We start from the raw sequence: 18,674 nt of genomic DNA, 5'->3' as shown, positions 1-18,674 counted from the left end.
GGGCGAGGGCGGCGCGGTGGTCAGGTGGGCTTGGCGGCGACGACGGCGTCGAAGACGGTGCGCTTGGGGAGACCGGTGCGGGTGGCGACGGCCCGGATCGCGTCCTTGCGGGTCTCCCCCGCCGCCTCCTCCCGGGCCACCTCGGCGGCGAGGTCGGCTGCCGACATCGCGACCGGACCGGCGGGGGCACCGGCCACCACCAGGGTGATCTCCCCCCGTACGCCGGCCGCGGCCCACTCCGCCAGCGACCCGAGGGTGCCGCGGACGACCTCCTCGTGGGTCTTGGTGAGCTCCCGGCACACCACGGCGGCCCGGTCGGCACCCAGCTCGGCCGCGGCGTCGGACAGCGCGTCGGCCAGCCGGTGCGGGGACTCGAAGAACACCATGGTCCGGCGCTCGTCGGCGAGGGCGGCGAACCAGGTGCGCCGGCCCCGGCGGGGCAGGAAGCCCTCGAAGCTGAACCGGTCGCAGGGCAGCCCCGAGACGGCCAGCGCGGTGGTGACCGCCGACGGCCCGGGCACCGACGTCACCTCGAGGCCGGCCTCGACGGCCGCGCGCACCAAGGTGTAGCCCGGGTCGCTGACCGAGGGCATGCCCGCGTCGGTGACCAGCAGGACGGTCTGCCCGGCCTGCATCGCGCTCACCAGACCCGGCAGCCGCGACGCCTCGACCGTCTCGTGGAAGGTGACCACCCGGCCGCCCAGGGTGACCTCCAGGTCCTGCGCCAGCCGGTGCAGCCGGCGGGTGTCCTCGCAGGCCAGCACATCGGCGGTCGCCATCGCCGCGCGGAGCCGGGGGCCGACGTCACCGGGCTGGCCCAGCGGCGCGCCACCGAGCACCAGTCGTCCCGTCACGTCCGAAGCCTGCCACGGCCCCGCGCCGGTCCCGACGCGGGCGTGCGGCCGGGCGAGCGGCCGGGCGAGCGGCCGGGGAGCACGGGGGTCCGCTGGCTACCCTGGCGGCCGTGGCGGTGCTGGCTCCCCGGGTGGCGGACGACGAGGCCGCCGCTCCCGTCCGCCGCCGGGCACCACGCCGACCGGCCCGGCAGCTGACCCCGCCGCTGCCCGGCGACCGGTGGCTGTCCTGGGTCCTCACCGGCCTGCTGGGCGTGGCCACCTTCGTCAGCCGGCTCTGGGACCTCTCCTACCCGGGTGACCTGCTGTTCGACGAGGCCTACTACCCGCCCGAGGCGAACGAGGTCCTCGAGTGGGGGTACGAGTACAACCGCGGCTACACGTTCATCGTCCACCCGCCACTGGGCAAGCTGCTGATCGCCGGCGGCATCAAGGTGTTCGGGAACGACAGCCTGGGCTGGCGCTTCCCGAGCCTGGTCGCCGGCACCGTGGCGGTCGTCGTGCTGACCCGGCTGGCCCGCCGGCTCACGGGGTCGACGCTGCTGGGTCTGGTGGCGGGTCTGCTCATGGCCCTCGACGGGTTCGCCTTCACCGTGGGCCGCATCGGGCTGCTCGACGTCTTCCTGCAGGTGTTCGTGGTCTGCGCGGTGGCCTGCCTGGTGGTCGACCGCGACCAGGTGCGGGCCCGGGTCCAGGCGCACGTCCGCACCGCCACCGGCTTCGCGCTCGGCCCGCGCGGGTGGCGCATCGCGGCCGGTGTGCTGTTCGGGTGCGCCACCGGCGTGAAGTGGTCCGGGGTCTGGTTCCTGGCGTTCTTCGCCGTCCTCAGCCTGTTCTGGGACCGCGCCGCGTGGCGCGCCGCCGGGGTCGACAGCCCGACGCACACCGCGCTGCGGCGCGGCCTCCCCGGGGCCACGTGGGCGCTGGCGGTGGTACCGGTGCTCACCTACCTGGCCACCTTCACCGGCTGGTTCCGCGGTGAGAACGCACAGGGTCGGCACTGGGCCGAGCAGAACCCCGACACCGACTGGCCGTGGATCCCGGGGGCGCTGCGCTCGCTCTGGCACATGCACGGCGAATGGCTGTCCTTCCACAACGGGCTGTCCACCCCCCACCCGTGGGAGTCGGGTCCGTGGTCGTGGCTGGTGGACGGGCGCCCCATCCTGCTCTGGAACCCGCAGGGGCTCACCGACGCCGACGGCGAGCAGGTCATCCGCTACATCCTGATGGTCGGCACACCCACGCTGTGGTTCGCCTTCGCACCGGCCATGCTCTGGCTGCTGTGGCGCATCGTGGCCCGCCGCGACCCGGCCGCGACCACCGTGGCGGTGGGCATCGCAGCCGGCTGGCTCACCTGGTTCATCAACCTCGACCGCACCATGTTCATCTTCTACATGGCCCCGGTGCTGCCCTTCTTCGTGCTGGCGGTGACCCTGGCGCTGCAGGACGTGCTGGGGCGGCAGACCGGCCCCGACCGCGACCCGCCGACCCGCCGTCAGCTGGGTCTGGGCGCGGTCGCGTTCTACCTGGCCGTGGTGGCGATGACGTTCGTGTTCTTCTACCCGGTGCTCACCGGCCAGCCCCTGTCCTACGACGAGTGGGTGCAGCGCATGTGGTTCCCCTCCTGGTACTGAGGACGCCCGGCGGCTGCCCGCGTTGACCGTTGCATAGTTGAGTTGTACAACTGATGTGTGGACCTCGACCGGACCGACCTCGCCGCCCGGCTCGACGACGTCGTCGTCGGCCTGCGCCAGCTGACCGGTAGCCGCGCCGAGCTCAGCCTCACCGCGGCCGCCACGTTGGCGACCCTGCAGCGCAGCGGTCCGGCCCGGCTCACCGAGCTGGCCGTCGCCGAGGGCGTGAGCCAACCCTCGATGACCGCGCTGGTCGCGCGGCTCACCGACCAGGGTCTGGTCGCACGGTCCGCCGACCCGACCGACGGCCGGGCCGTCGTCCTCTCCCTCACCGGCGCCGGCGCCGACCTGCTCGCCCGCCGGCGCACCCAGCGGGCCGACCGGCTCGCCGGACCGCTCGGCGACCTCGACGACGACGACGTCGCACGGATCGCCGCCGCCCTGCCTGCCCTGGCCCGGCTGACCGGCGTCCCCCAGCACTGATCCCCCCAGCACCGACCCCCAGCACCGAACCCAGCACCCGGAGGTGACCTGGTGAGCGCACCCGGCGCGACCAGCGAGAAGAGCAACCTGTTCGCCCAGCCCAAGGCCGTCTACGCGGTGGCCTTCGCCTGCGTCGTCAGCTTCATGGGCATCGGGCTCGTCGACCCGATCCTGCCCGCCCTGTCCAGCCAGCTCGACGCCACACCCAGCCAGGTGACCCTGCTGTTCACCAGCTACCTGGTGGTCACCGCGGTGGCCATGCTCGGCACCAACTGGGTCTCCAGCCGGCTGGGCGCCAAGAAGACCCTCATCACCGGGCTGGCGATCATCGTGGTCTTCGCCGCCCTGGCCGGCCTGAGCGACTCGGTCGGTGGGATCGTCGGTTTCCGGGCGGGTTGGGGCCTGGGCAACGCCCTGTTCATCGCGACCTCGCTGGCGGTCATCGTCGCCAGCGCCTCCGGCGGGTTCGCCGGTGCCATCGTGCTCTACGAGGCCGCCCTGGGCCTGGGGATCGCCGCCGGGCCGCTGGTCGGGGGGCTGCTGGGCTCGATCAGCTGGCGGGGTCCGTTCTTCGGGGTGTCCGCGCTGATGGCGGTCGCGCTGGTCGCCACCGTCGTCCTGCTCGACCCCACCCCGAAGCCCGTGCGGCCCACCCCGCTGTCGGCCCCGCTCAAGGCGCTGCGGCACCGCGGGCTGCTGACCATGGCGCTCACGGCACTGCTCTACAACTGGGGCTTCTTCACCATGCTCGGCTACGCCCCGTTCCCGATGGAGCTCTCGGCCATCCAGCTGGGCTTCGTGTTCTTCGGCTGGGGCCTGCTGGTGGCGCTGTTCTCCGTCGTGGGCGCCCCGCGCCTGCAGGCCCGCTTCGGCACGGCTCGCAGCCTCTACGGCGCGCTCGGGCTCTTCGCGGTCATCCTGCTGCTCATCGGCCTGTTCACCGACACCCGCTGGGTGCTGGTGGCGTGCGTGGTCGCGGCCGGCATCCCGATCGGCATCAACAACACCCTCACCACCCAGGCGGTCATGCTGGTCAGCCCGGTCGAGCGGCCCGTCGCCTCGGCCGCCTACGGGTTCGTCCGGTTCCTCGGCGGCGGGCTGGCGCCGTTCGCGGCGGGCAAGCTCGTGGAGGCGTTCGACGTCCACGTGCCCTTCCTGCTCGGCGCGGTCACCGTGGTCCTCGCCGTCGGCGTGCTGGCCACCGGGCACCGCATGCTCGAGCAGGCCGACGCGGGGCTGGACGAGGACGGGCACCCGGCCGGGGAGCACGGCGGGCCCGAGGACGTCGCCGGCGAGGTCGCCGACGAGTTCGGCGGCGCCCCGGCCGCCATCGACGGCGAGGTCGAGGCGGAGCTCACCCGCCGCCGCTGACGTCGGTGCCCCACGTCCCCGGGTCCGCCCGGACCCGGGGACGCCCTACCGTGCCGGCATGGAGACGCGAGCACGCATCAGCACCGGGGTCGACGGCGACGTCTGGCGGGTGACCCTCGACCGACCCGAGGCCGGCAACGCGATCGACCTCGCCCTGGCCGACGCCCTGGTCACTGCGCTCGAGCAGCGCCCCGCGGACACCCGCGCCGTGCTCCTCCTGGGTGCCGGGCCCCGCTTCTGCGTGGGCGGCGACGTCGCCGGCATGGCCGCGGCCGACGACCGTCCCGGCTTCATCGGGGCACTGGCGGAGCGGTGGCACGACGCGGTGCGCGCCGTGGTCGGGTCCCCGGTCCCGGTCGTGGCCGGGGTGCAGGGCGCCGTCGCCGGGGCCGGCATCGGCCTGGTCGGCGCCTGCGACCTGGTGGTGTGCGCCCGGTCGACGAAGATCCGCCCGGCCTACGGGGCGATCGGCCTGTCGCCGGACGGCGGTACCTCGTGGGCCCTGGCCCGCACGCTGGGCGCCCCGCGCGCGCTAGACCTCATGCTGACCAACGGCACCCTCTCGGCCGCCGAGGCCCACCAGGCCGGCCTCGTCGCCCGGCTGGTCGACGACGAGGCCCTGGTGGTGGCCGCCACGGAGCTGGCCCACCAGGTCGCCGCCGGTCCCGTGCGGGCGATGGTGCGCACGCGGGGGCTGGTGCGGCGCGCGGCCACCACGACCCTGCACGCCCAGCTGGACGAGGAGGCCCGGCTGATCGTCGAGTCGGCCGGTGACGACGAGGCCACCGAGGGCATCGGCGCCTTCGTCGACAAGCGCGCGGCCGACTTCCGCACCGCGCCGTAGGAACGCGTCAGGCCGGGCCCGGGGGCCCGGCCTGACGTGACGGGTGGAGCTGAGGGGATTCGAACCCCTGGCCTTCTCATTGCGAACGAGACGCGCTACCAACTGCGCCACAGCCCCTTGCGCACGACAGCCTACCGCCTCGCCGTCGCGCGTCGGCGGAGGGTCAGCCGGTGGCGCTGCGCGGCGCGTAGGTGTCGACCTCGGCGAAGCCGATGTCGTCGTCGTCCAGGCCGACGACGGCGCTGTGCTGCCAACCGGCGGACGCCGGGGCGCCCTGCGAGGCGGCGACGACGCGGCCGGGCCGCAGCGGGTGCACCGGGGCCAGCGGAGCGCTGTGCACGGGCGCCGAGTGCGCCGCCACGGCCGGGCGGGCCGCCGGCTGCGGTGCCGGCCGTGCGGCCGGGCGGGCTGCGGGGCGCGCGGGGCGGGACGCGGCGCGGGCCTGGCGGCGGGCGGCCGTGCGGCGCTCCCGCTGGGCGGCGGCCCGGGTCACCATGAGGTAGCCGACGACGGCGAGGTCGAGCAGCACCTGGGGGGCCCACAACCACGACCGGTACGCGAGCGCGCCCACGAGCGCCAGGACGGCGAGGGCGGCCAGGCCGGCCAGCGTGCGGCGGCGCACGGCGTGGACGTCGACCACCAGCTCACCGGTGCGGTAGAGCTGCTCGCGGTCGATGGCCACCCGTTCGGTGTCGGCGTGCACCACGGGGTCGACGACGCGTCGGCGGCTCAACGTCCGCCCGGCACCCACCGCACCGGTGCGGGCCGGCGTCGCGTCGCCGCGCGTGACCACCATCGGCACGAGCACGACGAACCACAGCACGACCAGAGCGGCCAGCAGCACACCCGATCCCATCGCGAACCACCCCATCCCTGGCATCCCACGTGTGCGGCGCCGATCCCTGGCGCCACACGAGTCACACGGGTCACTCGCGGAGCACGTTAGGGCGCGCGCTCCCCCCGACGGGGGAGGCGCACCGGGACGCGCACGTGTCGTGTCGCGCCGCACCGGCGTGTCGCCGCCGTCGGCGTGTCGGTCAGGGTGGACCCGACCGTCGGAGGTGCGCGACCACCCCGGCCGGGTGGTCCTCGGCGAGCAACGCGTAGCACCTGTGGTCGCGCCAGTCGCCGTCGATGTGGAGGTACGAGCGCAGCAGTCCTTCCTCGCGGAAACCGAGTCGCTCCACCAATCGGCAGCTCCGGGCGTTCTCCGGACGTACATCGGCCTGGATCCTGTGCAGACCCACCGGCCCGAAGGCGTGGTCGCACACCAGCGCCACGGCCAGCGAGGCGACGCCCTGGCCCGCTGCGGCCCGGTCCAGCCAGTAGCCGACGTGCGCCGAGCGCATCGCCCCGCGCACGACGTTGTCCAGCGTGACCTGCCCGACCAGCCGGCCGCGGTGGCGCACCGCGAACGGCAGCGAGGACCCGGCCCGGGCCCGCCGTCCCACTGCCCGGCGCATCGCGCGGTAGACGGCCGGGGTGTGCCGTTCGGTCCAGCTGCCCGGGGACGAGGGCTCCCACGGTGCCAGCCACGCCTCGTTCTCGCGCCGCAGCGCCGACCAGGCCTGGGCGTCCCCGCGCCGCAGGGGGTGCAGCAGCACGTCGCCGTGGCGCAGCTCGACCGGCCACCCCGGGTGGAGGGCCGGGTCGGTCCAGAGTGCCGCCAGCTCAGCCGCCGAGGAGCATGGGCATGACCGTGACCAGCCCGCCGGGCGACACCTCGGTGACGTCCTCGTCGATGACGACCAGGCAGTTCGACCGCGCCGTGCGGGCCAGTGCGGCGTCGTGCCCGCTCTCGCCCCCGCCGACCGGCTCCACCACGTAGCCGCCGTCGGGGTGCCGCATGACCTGCCCGTGCAGGTACTGCCGGTACCCGAGGGGCGAGAGCAGCTGCTGGGCCGAGACCGCCTGCACGGTGCGCCGGAACAGCTGCCGCTTGCCCAGCATGAGCCGGATCGCCGGGCGCACGAACACCTCGAAGGCGACCAGCGCCGCGGCCGGCTCGCCGGGGATGCAGATGACCGGGACGCCGTCGCGCCCCAGGCGGCCGAAGGCCTGCACGGGGCCGGGGTGCATGGCCACCTGGGCGAAGGTCACCTCGCCCAGCTGCGCCAGCGCCTCCTGCACCAGGTCGAAGCCACCTCCGGCGAAGGTGCCGGCGATGAGCACGACGTCGCTGCGCAGCAGCTGGCTCTCCAGCAGCTCGACCAGCTTGCGGCGGTCCCGCGGCACGATGCCCGAGCGGTAGGCCTCGGCACCGGCGTCGCGGGCGGCCGCGGCGAGGGCGTAGCTGTTGACGTCGACCACCTGGCCCGGGCCGGGCGTCGTGCCGACGTCGACGAGCTCGTTGCCGGCGCACAGCACGGCGATGCGCGGCCGCGGGTGGACCAGCACCCGGTCCCGGCCGACGGCGGCCAGCAGGCTGATCTGGGCCGGCCCGATGGGGCTGCCCTCGGCCACGGCCGTGTCGCCGACGGCCACGTCGTCGCCGGCGTGCCGCACGTAGGTGCCCGGGACGAGCTCGGCCTGCACCCCCACGTGCACGGCCCCGCCGTCGGTCCAGACGGTCGGGACGACGACGTCGGCGCCGGTGGGCAGCATCGCCCCGGCGGTCACCCGGTGGGCCAGGCCGGGGCCGATGGCCGACGGCTCGGCCGGGCCGGCGACGCTCTCCCCGACCACGGCCAGCCCGACCGGCTGCTCCGGGGTGGCCCCCACGGTGTCGGACGCGCGGGCGGCGTAGCCGTCGAGCGCGGCCTGCTCGAAGGCGGGCAGGTCGCGGCTGCTCACCACGTGCTCGGCGCAGAGCAGGCCCTGGGCGTCCAGGACCGCGAGCTGGATGGGGTCGGGGGTGGGCGCGGCGGCCAGGATGAGGTCGAGGTGCTGCTCGACGGTGCGCACCACCGGCTCCGCGGCGGGGAACGCGTCGGTGCGCGGCTCGGCGGCGGCCACCCCGGGCAGCTGGTCGCGGTCGACCTGCACGGTCGCGTGGGTGCCGCCGATCGCCCGGGTGGGCTGGGCGCCGGCCGGCGCACCGGTCGTGAGGTCGAGCTGGGTGGTCTCCCGGGCACCCCGGAACCAGCCCCGCGTCCTGTCCTCGGTCAACCCCGCCACCGTCACCACCGCCGTCCCGGTCCTCGGGCGCGCCGGAGCGGGCACCCGACCCACGATGGTGCCCGCTGCGGGGGCGCGGTCAGGCCTGCGACGCGCCCTCCGGCGGAAGGTCACCGACGAAATCACGCAGCCAGGGCCGCAGGGCCGGGCCCAGGTCCTCCCGCTCGACGGCCAGCCGGACGACGGCCTTGAGGTAGTCGAGCTTGTCGCCGGTGTCGTAGCGGCGGCCGGAGAAGACCACGCCGTGCACCGGGACGCCCTGCTCGAGCAGCGCCAGGATCGCGTCGGTCAGCTGGATCTCCCCGCCCCGGCCGGGCGGGGTGGCCCGGATGGCGTCGAAGATCTCGGGCGCCAGCACGTAGCGGCCGATGATGGCCAGGCTGGACGGCGCCTCCTCCCGCTTCGGCTTCTCGACCATGCCGGTGATGCGCACGACGGTGTCGGCAGCGCTGTCGCCCTCGCCGGCGTCGGTCTGCGGGGCGTCCTCGACGGCCACGCAGCCGTACTTGTCGATGTTCTCCGCCCCGACGTCCAGCAGCGCGACCACGCAGCCGCCGTGCTCGGCCTGCACGGCGAGCATCTGCTCGAGCAGCAGGTCGCGGGCGTCGATGAGGTCGTCGCCGAGCAGGACGGCGAACGGCTCGTCGCCGACGAAGGAGGCGGCCTGCAGCACGGCGTGGCCCAGGCCCTTGGCCTCGCCCTGGCGGACGAAGTGCACCTGGGCGACGTCGGTGGACGCGGCGACGGCGTCGATGCGCGCCTGGTCGCCCTTCTTCTCCAGCGCCGCCTCGAGCTCGGGGGTGCGGTCGAAGAAGTCCTCGATGGCGGCCTTGCCGCGGCCGGTGACCATGAGCACCTCGCCGAGCCCGGCGCGCGCGGACTCCTCGACGATGTACTGCAGCGCCGGCCGGTCGACCACCGGCAGCAGCTCCTTGGGCACCGCCTTGGTGGCGGGCAGGAAGCGGGTCCCCATCCCGGCGACGGGGATGACGGCCTTGCGGGCGGGACGGCGGTTCGTCGGGCTCGACATGGGGGCGACCCTAGCTAGCCTGCCCCCGTGCCCGCCTCCCCCGCCCTGGTGAGCGCCAAGACGACCCTGCGCACACGGCTGCTGGCCGCCCGCGCCGGGCGCTCCCCCGCTGACCGGACGGCGGCTGCGCGTGCGGTCGCCACGCACCTGGGCCCACACCTGCGCGGCGTGGTGGCCGGCTACGTGCCGACCGCCGAGGAGCCGGGGCACGGCAGCCTGGTGGACGCCCTCGGCCCGGGTGCCCTGCTGCCGGTGGTGCCGCCGGCGGGCCGGGTGCTCGCGTGGGCCCGGGCCGCCGCGCTCGTCGAGGGCCGCTTCGGGCTGCTGGAGCCGACCGGGCCGCGGCTGCCGCCGGAGGCACTGGGCGAGGCGTCGGTGGTGGTGGTGCCGGCGCTGGCGACCGGTCGGGACGGCGGGCGCCTGGGCCGCGGGGCGGGGTTCTACGACCGCGCGCTGCGGCACGCGTCCCCGGACGCCGTCCTGGTGGGGGTGGTGTTCGACGAGGAGCTGCTGCCGACGGTCCCCACCGAACCGCACGACGTCCGCCTGCACGCGGTGGTCACCCCCTCCCGCGGCTGGCTGGACCTCGGGGTCGCCGGGCATCCCTGACGGTCGCCGGCCGTTCCACCAGCCGGCCACCGTGCAGGACGTCCGGCCACCTCACGGCCACCCCCTCAGCCGCCGCCTCAGCCGCCGCCGAGGAGGGGGACGTCGGACACCAGGCGGATGTGCGCGGCCATCGCGGTGGCCGCGGCGTCCGGGTCGCCCGCGCGGATGGCCTCGGCGATGGCCCGGTGGCCCTCCAGCGAGCGGTGCGGGCGGCCCTCCTGGGCGAGGGACTCGATGCGGGAGTCGCGGATGCGGTCGGCGATCTCGGCCATGAACCGGGCCAGCAGCGCGGAGTGCCCGGCCGCGGTGACCGCGGCGTGGAACCGCTCGTCGCCGGCCACCCCGCGCCCGCCGGACTCCACGTCGGCGGCCATGGCGGCCAGGGCGGCGTCGAGCTCGACGAGGTCGTCGTCGGTGCGTCGTCGGGCGGCGAGCGCGGCGAGCCGGACCTCCAGCGCCTCGCGCGCCTCGATGACGGCACCGAGGTCCTCGCGGCGCGCGTCGAGGGCGGCCAGCACCGACTCCGGCCGCGGTGCGGTGAGCAGCACGGTGCCGTCGCCGTGCCGGACGGCGACCACCCCGGTGACCTCCAGCGCGACCAGCGCCTGCGCGAGGGTGGCCCGGCTGACGCCGAGGGAGGCGGCCAGCTCGCGCTCGGCCGGCAGCCGGTCACCGGGACCCAGCCCCGCGGCGGCCGCCCACGTCAGCAGCTGGTGCACCACCTGCTCGTACAGCCGGTTGCGGCGCAGCGGACCCGGACCCACCGGCACCTCCTTGACGAGCACGACGTGACAGGTGCCAGACTAGACGTGGCCCAGTGGCCAGTCCACTGAGCCACCGCTGCCGACGTGCCGGCCCGGTCGGCCCCGACCCGCAGGAGTGACCGCATGACCGCAGGACCCCTGGACGGCGTGCTCGTCGTCGACCTCACCCGCGCCCTGGCCGGCCCGCACGCCGGCATGATGCTCGGCGACCTCGGCGCCCGCGTGATCAAGGTGGAGAACCCCGGCAGCGGGGACGACACCCGCGGCTGGGGCCCGCCCTTCGTCCAGCCCGAACAGGGTGACCGGGAGTCCACGTACTTCCTGTCGACGAACAAGAACAAGGAGTCGATCACCCTCGACCTCAAGTCCCCCGAGGACAAGGCGGTGCTGACCGAGCTGATCAGGCGCGCCGACGTGCTGCTGGAGAACTTCCGCCCCGGCACCCTCGCCCGGCTCGGCTTCGGCACCGACGTGCTCGCCGAGCTCAACCCGCGGCTGGTCACCCTGGCCATCAGCGGCTTCGGCCACGACGGCCCCGAGGGCGGGCGCGCCGGCTACGACCAGATCGCGCAGGGCGAGGCCGGGCTGATGTCGCTCACCGGGTCCGGGCCCGACGACCCGCAGCGGGTCGGCGTCCCGATCGGTGACCTGCTGGCCGGCATGTACGGCGCCTACGGCGTGCTGGCCGCCCTGCTCGAGCGGGAGCGCACCGGCCGCGGCCAGGTCGTGCGGACGTCGCTGCTGGCCGCCGTCGTCGGCGTGCACGCCTTCCAGGGGACGGCGTGGACCGTGGGCGGGAAGGTCGGCCACGCCCAGGGCAACCACCACCCCTCGATCGCCCCCTACGGGCTCTTCCGCTGCGCCGACGGCGGCTCGGTGCAGCTGTCGTGCGGGTCGGAGTCGCTGTGGCGCAAGCTCTGCGCCGAGTTCGACCTGGACGCCGAGGCCGACGGGTTGGCCACCAACGGCGAGCGGGTCGGCAACCGCGACCGCGTCATCGAGCTGCTGGAGACCGCCTTCGCGCAGGTCGACGCCGAGACGCTGCTGGCCCGGCTGTCCGCGGCCGGCGTCCCGGCGGGCAAGGTGCGCACCATCGACGAGGTCTACGCCTGGGACCAGACCCTCTCGCAAGGCCTGCTCGTCGACGTCGACCACCGGACGCTCGGCACGGTGCAGCTCCCCGGACCGCCGCTGCGGTTCTTCGCACCGTCGTCCGACGGCGAGACCGAGACCACCCGCCGGGAGCACACCGCTCCCCCGGTCCTGGGCGCCGACGGCGACGCGATCCGCGCGTGGCTGCAGTCGTGAGCACGCGGATGGACGCCCGCACGCTGCGGGACCTGGTGCTCGACGCCGGTTCCTGGGTGAGCTGGGACAGCCCCGTCGGGCCGCGGGAGGTCTCCGCGGAGTACGCCGCCGAGCTCGCCGCCGCGCAGGAGAAGTCGCGCCAGGACGAGGCCATCGTCACCGGCGAGGGCCGGCTGCGCGGCCGCCGGGTCGCCGTCGTCGCCGGCGAGTTCGGCTTCCTCGCCGGCTCCATCGGCGTCGCCACCGCCGAGCGGCTGATCCAGGCCATCGAGCGGGCCACCGACGAGGGCCTGCCGCTGCTGGCCGCGCCGGTCTCCGGCGGCACCCGCATGCAGGAGGGCACCGTCGCCTTCCTGCAGATGGTCGGCATCACCCAGGCCATCGCCCGGCACAAGGACGCCGGCCTGGCCTACCTCGTCTACCTGCGCTCCCCCACCTTCGGCGGCGTGCTGGCCTCGTGGGGGTCGCTGGGCCACGTCACGATCGCCGAACCCGGCGCGTCCATCGGGTTCCTCGGCCCGCGGGTCTACGAGTCCCTCTACGGCGAGAAGTTCCCCGAGGGCGTGCAGACCGCCGAGCACCTGCACGAGCGCGGGGTCATCGACGCCGTCGTGCCGCACGACCAGGTCGCCGACGTCGCCGACCGCGCGCTGCGCGTCCTCTCGGCCCGGTCCACCTGGCACCGCGGGGCGGCCATCTCCGGCCCGGTAGACGGCGACGGCACCGACGCCGACGACCCCGAGGACGGGCGCACCGCGTGGGACGTGGTCACCGCCTCGCGGCGCACCGACCGCCCCGGTGTGCGTCGGCTGCTGCGCACCGCGGCCACCGACGTCGTCGCGCTCAACGGCACCGGCGCCGGGGAGTCCGACCCCGGGCTGCTGCTGGCGCTGGCCCGCTTCGGCGGGGCGCCCTGCGTCGTGCTCGGGCAGGACCGGCGCGGTCAGTCGCTCACCGCGCCGCTCGGCCCGGCTGCGCTGCGCGAGGCCCGGCGCGGCATGCGGCTGGCCGCCGAGCTCCGGCTGCCGCTGGTCACGCTCATCGACACCCCCGGCGCGGCGCTGTCGAAGGAGGCCGAGGAGGGCGGGCTGGCCGGCGAGATCGCCCGCTGCCTGGCCGACCTGGTCACGCTCAAGGCGCCGACCATCGCCGTGCTGCTCGGCCAGGGCACCGGCGGCGGGGCGCTGGCCCTGGTGCCGGCCGACCGGGTGCTGGCGACGGCGAACGGCTGGCTGGGCCCGTTGCCCCCGGAGGGCGCGTCGGCGATCGTGCACCGCGACGTGGACCACGCCGACGTGATGGCCGCCCAGCAGGGCGTGCGCGCCACCGACCTGTGGCGCGCCGGCATCGTCGACCGGGTCGTCCCCGAGCGGCCCGACGCCGCCGACGAGCCGGTGGAGTTCTGCGAGCGGCTGGGCCGGGTGCTGGCCGAGGAGCTGGCCGGGCTGCTGGGCCGCGACGACGTCGAGCGCATGCGCAGCCGGGCCACGCGGTGGCGCCACCTGGGTCGCCGCGCCCGCTGACGCCCGCACAGGTCCGCGCTCGGGCAGGATGCCGGGCGTGGACCGACCCGGGGTGCGCCGCGTCCGGGCCGACCGCGGCGTCGATCCGCCGCCGGACGACGAGTGGCCGATGACCGTGCCGGCCGTCGCCCAGCTGTGGGCCCACGGGCTGGAGCTCGCCCCCGGCGCCACCGTGCTGGTGGGCGAGAACGGCTCGGGCAAGTCGACGCTGGTCGAGCTGCTGGCCCAGGCGCTGGGGCTCAACGCCGAGGGCGGGTCGGTCGGCGCCCGCCTGCGGACGGTGCGCACCGAGCCGGACCCGCTGCCGCTGGTGGTCGAGCGGGCACCCGGCGCGCCGCGCTGGGGCTACCTGCTGCGCGACGAGACCCTGCACGGCCTGTACGCCTACCTCGGCGACGGGTACGACCGGCTCAGCCACGGCGAGGGCTTCCTGTCGATCTTCGACGACAAGCTCCGCGGGCCCGGCATCTACCTCCTGGACGAGCCGGACGCCGCGCTGTCGTTCGCCGGCCAGCTGCGCCTGGTGGCCGGGCTGCTGCACCTGGTCGAGCAGGGCGCACAGGTCGTCGTCGCCACCCACTCACCGCTGGTGGCCGCCCTGCCCGGTGCACGGATCCTCGAGGTCGGCCCCTGGGGTCTGCGGCCGGCGCAGTGGGACGAGCTGGAGCTCACCGCGAACTGGCGCCAGTTCCTCGACCGCCCGGAGGGCTACCTGCGCCACCTCCGGTGAGGGTCAGCGCTGGCGCTGCGTGTGGTCGGGGTCCAACCGGTCCAGGACGGCGGTCAGTGCGTCGTGCAGGGCCGCCGCCTGCTCGGCGGTGAGGGCGTCGAACAACCCCTCGCGGACGGCGGCCACGTGCCCCGGCGCGACCCGGCGGACGACGTCCCACCCCGCGTCGAGCAGCACGCAGACGTTGCCCCGGCCGTCGTCGGCGGCCTTCTCCCGCCGCACCCAACCGCGTTCCTCCAGCCGGGAGACGGTGTGCGACAGCCGGCTCTGCGACTGGTTCGCCGCCCGGGCCAGCTCGCTCATCCGCTGTCGCCGGTCGGGCGTCTCGGACAGCATGGCGAGCACCACGTACGCCGCGTGGGTGATCCCGGCGTCGCGCTGCAGCTGCGCGTCGAGCACCCGGGGCAGCAGCTCGGTGACCGCCAACCAGGTGCGCCAGGTCTGCTGCTGCTGCTCGTCGAGCCAGGTCGGTGCCACGGTCGGCACCGTAGGGGGTGCCTCCTGGCCGACGCATCGGTGGTGGCGCATGATTGGCAGTCGCCGGGCCCGAGTGCCAGCCCGGCTCGCACCGACCGAGGAGTCCAGCACCGTGCCCACCTACCAGTACGCCTGCACCAACCCCGAGACCAAGCACCAGTTCGAGGTGGTCCAGTCGTTCACCGACCCGGCGGTGGAGACCTGCCCCGAGTGCGGCGCCGCGGTGCGCAAGGTCTACGGCTCGGTGGGCGTGATCTTCAAGGGGTCGGGCTTCTACCGCACCGACAGCCGCGACTCGGGGACGAAGTCGTCGTCCTCCTCCAGCGCGCCCAAGGAGTCCAGCAGCTCGTCGTCCAGCAGCGACAAGGGTTCCTCCTCGACGGCCTCCACCTCGTCGGCCTCGAGCTCGTCGTCGGCCAGCTCCTCGACGGGGTCCTCGAGCAGCTGACGTAGCACGGGCCGGGGACACCGCGCCCGTCGCCGTCCACACCGGGGAGGTCCGTCCACAGATCTCCTGCGCCCCGCCCTCCCGGGCCCGCGCCGCCGCACGATCGGCGGGTGCACCTCTCCCGCCCCCGACGTCCGCGTCACCTCGCGCACACCCTGCGCCGGGTGGCCGCCGGCGTGCTCGCCGCCGCCGCCCTGCTGCTCGCGCTGCGACCACCGCCGGCCGGACCGGCCGAGGCCGCACCGGCCAGCGCGGTCGTGGTGGCGGTGACCGACCTGCCGGCCGGGGCCGTCCTGGTGGCCGGCGACCTCAGGGCGGCGGAGTGGCCGACCGAGGTGCAGCCCGACGGCGCCGCCGTCGACCCCGCAGAGCTGGTCGGCCGTGCCCTGGCCTCCCCGGTGCGCCGGGGTGAGCCGGTGACCGACGCCCGGGTCGTGGGGCCGGGGCTCTGGTCGCAGGTGCCGGCCGGCGAGGTGGCCGCACCGGTGCGGCTGGCCGACCTGGCGGTGGCGGGGTTGCTGCGCCCCGGGGACCGCGTCGACGTGCTGGCCACCGCCGAGGGGTCGGGGACCGAGGTGGTCGCGGCCGGCGCGCTGGTGCTCGCCGTCCCGGGCCAGGCGAGCCGGCCCGACGACACCCCGACGGGCCCGGTCGCGGTGGGCCACCCCGGGGCCGGGCTGCTCGTCCTGGCCGTGCCGGCGGAGACAGCGGCCGGGTTGGCCACGGCGACGACGTCGGCCACGCTCACCGTTACCCTCGGGCCGCCCTGACCGCCCCGGGTCGGGTCCCCGTCCCTCCCGGAGGAACACAGCATGCTCAAGGGCTTCAAGGACTTCCTGCTGCGCGGCAACGTGGTCGACCTGGCCGTCGCGGTGGTCATCGGCGCGGCCTTCACCGCGGTGGTCAGCTCGTTCACCACCTCGTTCCTCGAGCCGCTCATCGGGTTGGTCGGCGGCGGTGGGGAACTGGGCGGCACCTTCCGGGTCAACGGTCAGGTGTTCACCTGGGCGGCGTTCGTCAACCAGGTCATCACCTTCGTGCTCACCGCGGCGGTCGTGTACTTCGTCGTCGTCCTGCCCATGAAGAAGATCGTCGAGCGGCGCAAGCGCGGCGAGGAGGCTGGCCCGGTCGTGCCCACCCAGGTCGAGCTCCTGGTCGAGATCCGCGACCTGCTCCGCGCCCAGCAGGGCCAGCGCCCCGGCCACGACCCGTCGGGTCCGGGTACCACCACGCTCCCCGGCCAGCTCTGATCACCGGCCGGCCACACCCCGGGCCCGTCCGTCGGCCGCAGCCCCGACGTCAGTCGCTGCCCCAGTGCGGGGGGCGGTCGGCGAGGTAGCGGGCATCGTCGTCGGCGGCCGGCCGGTCGGACCAGTCGGCGTCGGGCGTCGGCTCGACCGCGGGCTCCGGGTCGGCCGTCGAGCCCGCGCCGGTGCCCGGGGACGTCGCCCGCCGGCGGGGCCGCCTGGCCGGCGGCGCGGTGGGGGGACGGTAGGAGGTCCGGCCCACCGGTCGCAGCTCGCTGTCGTCCATGCCCGCGACGGTAGGCCCGCTCAGGCCGGCCGGCCCAGCCCGTCGAGCACCTCGGCACCGGGCAGCGCCGCCAGCACCTCCCCGGGCACCAGCAGCTTGCTGCCCCGGGTGCCCGACCCGACCACGAGCAGGTCGGTGGCGGCCACCGCGGCGTCGACCAGCACCGGCCACGCCGCCGGCAGCCCGACCGGGGTGATGCCGCCGTAGGCCATGCCGCTCTCGGCCACCGCGACGTCCTGCGGTGCGAACGACGCCTTGCGGGCGCCCAGGTGCTTGCGCACCAGCCCGTTCACGTCGGCGCGAGTGGTCGCCAGCACCAGGCAGGCGGCCAGCGTGGTCTCCCCGCCCCGGCGTGCCGCGACCACCACGCAGTTGGCCGACGCCTCCGGCGGCACGGCGTAGGCCTCCCCGAAGGCGGCGGTGTCGGCGAGCGCGTCGTCGATCTCGGCCACCCACGCCGGGCCGGTGAGCCCGGGCAGGGCCGCGGTCACCGGGGCGGCGAGCAGGTCGGTGCGGTCGGCTGCGGGGACCCAGGCGAGCGTGCCCAGCTGTGGCGCGGTCATGCCCCGATCGTGCACCCCGGTCCCGTGGGCGAGGATGGCGGGCGTGATCGGTCAGCTGCACTCGTACGTCATCGACGCGCCCGACGCGCACGCCCTGGCCACCTTCTACGCGCAGCTGCTGGGCATGGAGGTGCAGGGCGCACCCGGCGACGACTGGGTGGTGGTCACCGGGCAGGGCTACCGGCTGGCCTTCCAGCAGGCACCGGACCTGCAGCCCCCGCAGTGGCCGGACCCCAACCACCCGCAGCAGGCCCACCTCGACGTGCGGGTGGCCGACATCGACGTCGCCGAGCCCGCGGCCCTGGCGCTCGGTGCCCGGCGATTGCCCGGCGCGGGCGGGGACTTCCGGGTCTACGCCGACCCGGCCGGCCACCCCTTCTGCCTGGTCTGGGACGCTCCGCTCCCACCCCCCACCGAGGAGCCGCGATGACCGCCCCCGACCTGACGGACGGTGGCGCCTTCCTCGCCGCCACCGGCTTCGTGCCCGCGGAGATGACCGGCACGCGGGTCACCGGAGCCGTCGAGCTGGGCCCGGACCACCACACCCCCTGGGGCGTCGTGCACGGCGGGGTCTACGCGACGGTGATCGAGTCGGCCGCCAGCATCGGCGCCAGCGTCGCGGTGGCCGACCGCGGCCAGTTCGCGGTCGGGGTGAACAACCAGACCGACTTCCTGCGGCCCATGACGTCGGGGCGGCTCGACGTGCTGGCCGAGCCGGTGCAGCAGGGCCGCACCCTGCAGCTGTGGTTGGTCACCCTCACCCGCGCCGACGACGGCAAGGTGGTCGCCCGCGGCCAGGTGCGGCTGCAGAACGTCCCGCTGCCGGGCTGACCCCCAGAACTGTCGGACCCCGGTGCCACCATCACCGCACCCGACACCCAGGAGGCACCCGTGACCCTCGACCGCGAGCGCGACGACCTGCTCGGCACCCTCGCCGAGCACCGGTGGCTGCTCCGCCGCACCGCGGAGGGGCTCACCGAGGAGCAGGCCCGCCTGCGCACCGGCGCCAGCGAGCTGACCGTGGGCGGGACCATCAAGCACTGCGTGGCCCAGGAGCGGGTCTGGACCGACTTCCTGGTCCGCGGCGCCGCCGCGCACGACCTCCCCGACGGCGCGTTCGAGGCCCAGTTCGTCCTCGGTCCCGACGAGACGCTGGCCGGGGTGCTGGCCGAGATGGACGAGGTGGCCGCGGCCACCGAGGCGCTGGTGCGCTCGTTCGACGACCTCGACCCCGACATCGCCCTGCCCACTGCCCCGTGGTTCCCGCCGGGGGTGCGCTGGTCCCGCCGCAAGGTGCTGGTCCACCTGCTGGCCGAGATCGCCCAGCACTCCGGTCACGCCGACGTCGTCCGCGAGGGCATCGACGGGGCGAAGACCATGGGGTGA

23 protein-coding genes and 1 tRNA gene are annotated in these 18,674 nt (G+C 75.6%); 14 read left to right on the top strand and 10 right to left on the bottom strand.

All coding sequences use genetic code 11. The annotated features are described in order from the left end of the window. Positions 1-20: 20 nt before the first annotated feature. The gene (rsmI, locus tag TEK04_RS15320) at positions 21-854 is read right to left on the bottom strand and encodes a 16S rRNA (cytidine(1402)-2'-O)-methyltransferase (protein ID WP_336405220.1); all 834 of its coding nucleotides are present in this window, start codon (positions 852-854) and stop codon (positions 21-23) included. Between the two features lie 110 nt (positions 855-964). Here rsmI and TEK04_RS15315 point away from each other — a divergent pair, with 110 nt between their 5' ends. Genes TEK04_RS15315 through TEK04_RS15300 form a run of 4 tightly spaced genes read left to right on the top strand, consistent with a single transcriptional unit; the run spans position 965 to position 5,186 of the window. Further along, positions 965-2,488, top strand: coding sequence for a dolichyl-phosphate-mannose--protein mannosyltransferase (locus tag TEK04_RS15315; protein WP_336405219.1), 1,524 nt, complete (start codon positions 965-967; stop codon positions 2,486-2,488). A gap of 57 nt (positions 2,489-2,545) precedes the next feature. Beyond that, positions 2,546-2,971, top strand: coding sequence for a MarR family transcriptional regulator (locus tag TEK04_RS15310; protein WP_336405218.1), 426 nt, complete (start codon positions 2,546-2,548; stop codon positions 2,969-2,971). Between the two features lie 51 nt (positions 2,972-3,022). Beyond that, the gene (locus TEK04_RS15305) at positions 3,023-4,342 is read left to right on the top strand and encodes an MFS transporter (protein WP_336405217.1); all 1,320 of its coding nucleotides are present in this window, start codon (positions 3,023-3,025) and stop codon (positions 4,340-4,342) included. Between the two features lie 58 nt (positions 4,343-4,400). Beyond that, a complete protein-coding gene (locus TEK04_RS15300; protein ID WP_336405216.1) occupies positions 4,401-5,186 on the top strand; it encodes an enoyl-CoA hydratase/isomerase family protein in 786 nt (261 codons plus the stop codon). 44 nt (positions 5,187-5,230) lie between these two features. Here TEK04_RS15300 and TEK04_RS15295 read toward each other — a convergent pair. The 5 genes from TEK04_RS15295 to TEK04_RS15275 all read right to left on the bottom strand — a co-directional run bounded on the left by TEK04_RS15295 (position 5,231) and on the right by TEK04_RS15275 (position 9,333). Then, positions 5,231-5,303, bottom strand: a tRNA-Ala gene (locus tag TEK04_RS15295). A 46-nt stretch (positions 5,304-5,349) separates the two neighbouring features. Then, the gene (gene sepX / locus TEK04_RS15290) at positions 5,350-6,042 is read right to left on the bottom strand and encodes a divisome protein SepX/GlpR (protein ID WP_336405215.1); all 693 of its coding nucleotides are present in this window, start codon (positions 6,040-6,042) and stop codon (positions 5,350-5,352) included. Positions 6,043-6,223: 181 nt separating this feature from the next. Continuing rightward, positions 6,224-6,790: a GNAT family N-acetyltransferase gene (locus TEK04_RS15285; protein ID WP_336405214.1), complete on the bottom strand. Its 567-nt coding sequence runs from the start codon at positions 6,788-6,790 to the stop codon at positions 6,224-6,226. A gap of 67 nt (positions 6,791-6,857) precedes the next feature. Continuing rightward, positions 6,858-8,303, bottom strand: coding sequence for a molybdotransferase-like divisome protein Glp (gene glp, locus TEK04_RS15280; protein ID WP_336405221.1), 1,446 nt, complete (start codon positions 8,301-8,303; stop codon positions 6,858-6,860). A gap of 79 nt (positions 8,304-8,382) precedes the next feature. Continuing rightward, the gene (locus TEK04_RS15275; protein WP_336405213.1) at positions 8,383-9,333 is read right to left on the bottom strand and encodes a UTP--glucose-1-phosphate uridylyltransferase; all 951 of its coding nucleotides are present in this window, start codon (positions 9,331-9,333) and stop codon (positions 8,383-8,385) included. Between the two features lie 27 nt (positions 9,334-9,360). Here TEK04_RS15275 and TEK04_RS15270 point away from each other — a divergent pair, with 27 nt between their 5' ends. Then, complete coding sequence (locus tag TEK04_RS15270; protein WP_336405212.1) at positions 9,361-9,942, top strand: 5-formyltetrahydrofolate cyclo-ligase; 582 nt, start codon at positions 9,361-9,363, stop codon at positions 9,940-9,942. Positions 9,943-10,019: 77 nt separating this feature from the next. On the opposite strand, the gene TEK04_RS15265 is transcribed toward TEK04_RS15270, so the two are convergent. Further along, on the bottom strand, positions 10,020-10,706 hold the full coding sequence (locus tag TEK04_RS15265) for a FadR/GntR family transcriptional regulator (RefSeq protein ID WP_336405211.1): 687 nt from the start codon (positions 10,704-10,706) through the stop codon (positions 10,020-10,022). A 123-nt stretch (positions 10,707-10,829) separates the two neighbouring features. Between TEK04_RS15265 and TEK04_RS15260 the strand changes: the two genes are divergently transcribed. From TEK04_RS15260 to TEK04_RS15250, 3 genes are read left to right on the top strand one after another with little or no spacing between them, the layout of a single operon-like run. Continuing rightward, on the top strand, positions 10,830-12,014 hold the full coding sequence (locus TEK04_RS15260; RefSeq protein ID WP_336405210.1) for a CaiB/BaiF CoA transferase family protein: 1,185 nt from the start codon (positions 10,830-10,832) through the stop codon (positions 12,012-12,014). Further along, positions 12,011-13,537, top strand: a complete 1,527-nt coding sequence (locus TEK04_RS15255; RefSeq protein ID WP_336405209.1) for a carboxyl transferase domain-containing protein — start codon at positions 12,011-12,013, stop codon at positions 13,535-13,537. Before TEK04_RS15260 ends, TEK04_RS15255 begins: the two co-directional genes overlap by 4 nt. Positions 13,538-13,574: 37 nt before the next feature. Further along, positions 13,575-14,267: an AAA family ATPase gene (locus tag TEK04_RS15250; RefSeq protein ID WP_336405208.1), complete on the top strand. Its 693-nt coding sequence runs from the start codon at positions 13,575-13,577 to the stop codon at positions 14,265-14,267. A 3-nt stretch (positions 14,268-14,270) separates the two neighbouring features. Here the strand turns inward: TEK04_RS15250 and TEK04_RS15245 are convergent, their stop codons facing one another. Then, positions 14,271-14,744, bottom strand: coding sequence for a MarR family winged helix-turn-helix transcriptional regulator (locus TEK04_RS15245; RefSeq protein WP_336405207.1), 474 nt, complete (start codon positions 14,742-14,744; stop codon positions 14,271-14,273). A 112-nt stretch (positions 14,745-14,856) separates the two neighbouring features. On the opposite strand from TEK04_RS15245, the gene TEK04_RS15240 reads away from it, so the two are divergent. From TEK04_RS15240 to mscL, 3 genes are all read left to right on the top strand, one after another. Then, a complete protein-coding gene (locus tag TEK04_RS15240) occupies positions 14,857-15,192 on the top strand; it encodes an FmdB family zinc ribbon protein (protein WP_336405206.1) in 336 nt (111 codons plus the stop codon). 110 nt (positions 15,193-15,302) lie between these two features. After that, positions 15,303-15,962: a Flp pilus assembly protein CpaB gene (gene cpaB, locus TEK04_RS15235; protein ID WP_336405205.1), complete on the top strand. Its 660-nt coding sequence runs from the start codon at positions 15,303-15,305 to the stop codon at positions 15,960-15,962. A gap of 42 nt (positions 15,963-16,004) precedes the next feature. Further along, positions 16,005-16,442 carry a large conductance mechanosensitive channel protein MscL gene (mscL, locus tag TEK04_RS15230; RefSeq protein WP_336405204.1) on the top strand — a complete coding sequence of 146 codons (438 nt, stop codon included), beginning with the start codon at positions 16,005-16,007 and terminating at the stop codon, positions 16,440-16,442. 49 nt (positions 16,443-16,491) lie between these two features. Here mscL and TEK04_RS15225 read toward each other — a convergent pair whose 3' ends face one another. After that, the gene (locus tag TEK04_RS15225; RefSeq protein WP_336405203.1) at positions 16,492-16,725 is read right to left on the bottom strand and encodes a hypothetical protein; all 234 of its coding nucleotides are present in this window, start codon (positions 16,723-16,725) and stop codon (positions 16,492-16,494) included. 20 nt (positions 16,726-16,745) lie between these two features. After that, positions 16,746-17,288: a YbaK/EbsC family protein gene (locus TEK04_RS15220; RefSeq protein WP_336405202.1), complete on the bottom strand. Its 543-nt coding sequence runs from the start codon at positions 17,286-17,288 to the stop codon at positions 16,746-16,748. Between the two features lie 43 nt (positions 17,289-17,331). Here TEK04_RS15220 and TEK04_RS15215 point away from each other — a divergent pair, with 43 nt between their 5' ends. The 3 genes from TEK04_RS15215 to TEK04_RS15205 are packed head-to-tail and all read left to right on the top strand — an operon-like array spanning position 17,332 to position 18,674. Then, positions 17,332-17,718: a VOC family protein gene (locus tag TEK04_RS15215; protein ID WP_336405201.1), complete on the top strand. Its 387-nt coding sequence runs from the start codon at positions 17,332-17,334 to the stop codon at positions 17,716-17,718. Further along, the gene (locus tag TEK04_RS15210) at positions 17,715-18,119 is read left to right on the top strand and encodes a PaaI family thioesterase (protein WP_336405200.1); all 405 of its coding nucleotides are present in this window, start codon (positions 17,715-17,717) and stop codon (positions 18,117-18,119) included. The genes TEK04_RS15215 and TEK04_RS15210 overlap by 4 nt, the downstream gene beginning before the upstream one ends. A gap of 60 nt (positions 18,120-18,179) precedes the next feature. Then, complete coding sequence (locus TEK04_RS15205; RefSeq protein ID WP_336405199.1) at positions 18,180-18,674, top strand: DinB family protein; 495 nt, start codon at positions 18,180-18,182, stop codon at positions 18,672-18,674.

Source organism: Klenkia sesuvii, assembly GCF_037083825.1.
In the GTDB taxonomy this organism is placed as follows: Bacteria; Actinomycetota; Actinomycetes; order Mycobacteriales; family Geodermatophilaceae; genus Klenkia; species Klenkia sesuvii.
The sequence above is the reverse complement of the archived record's forward strand: the minus strand, read 5'-3'. Positions and strand labels throughout refer to the sequence as shown.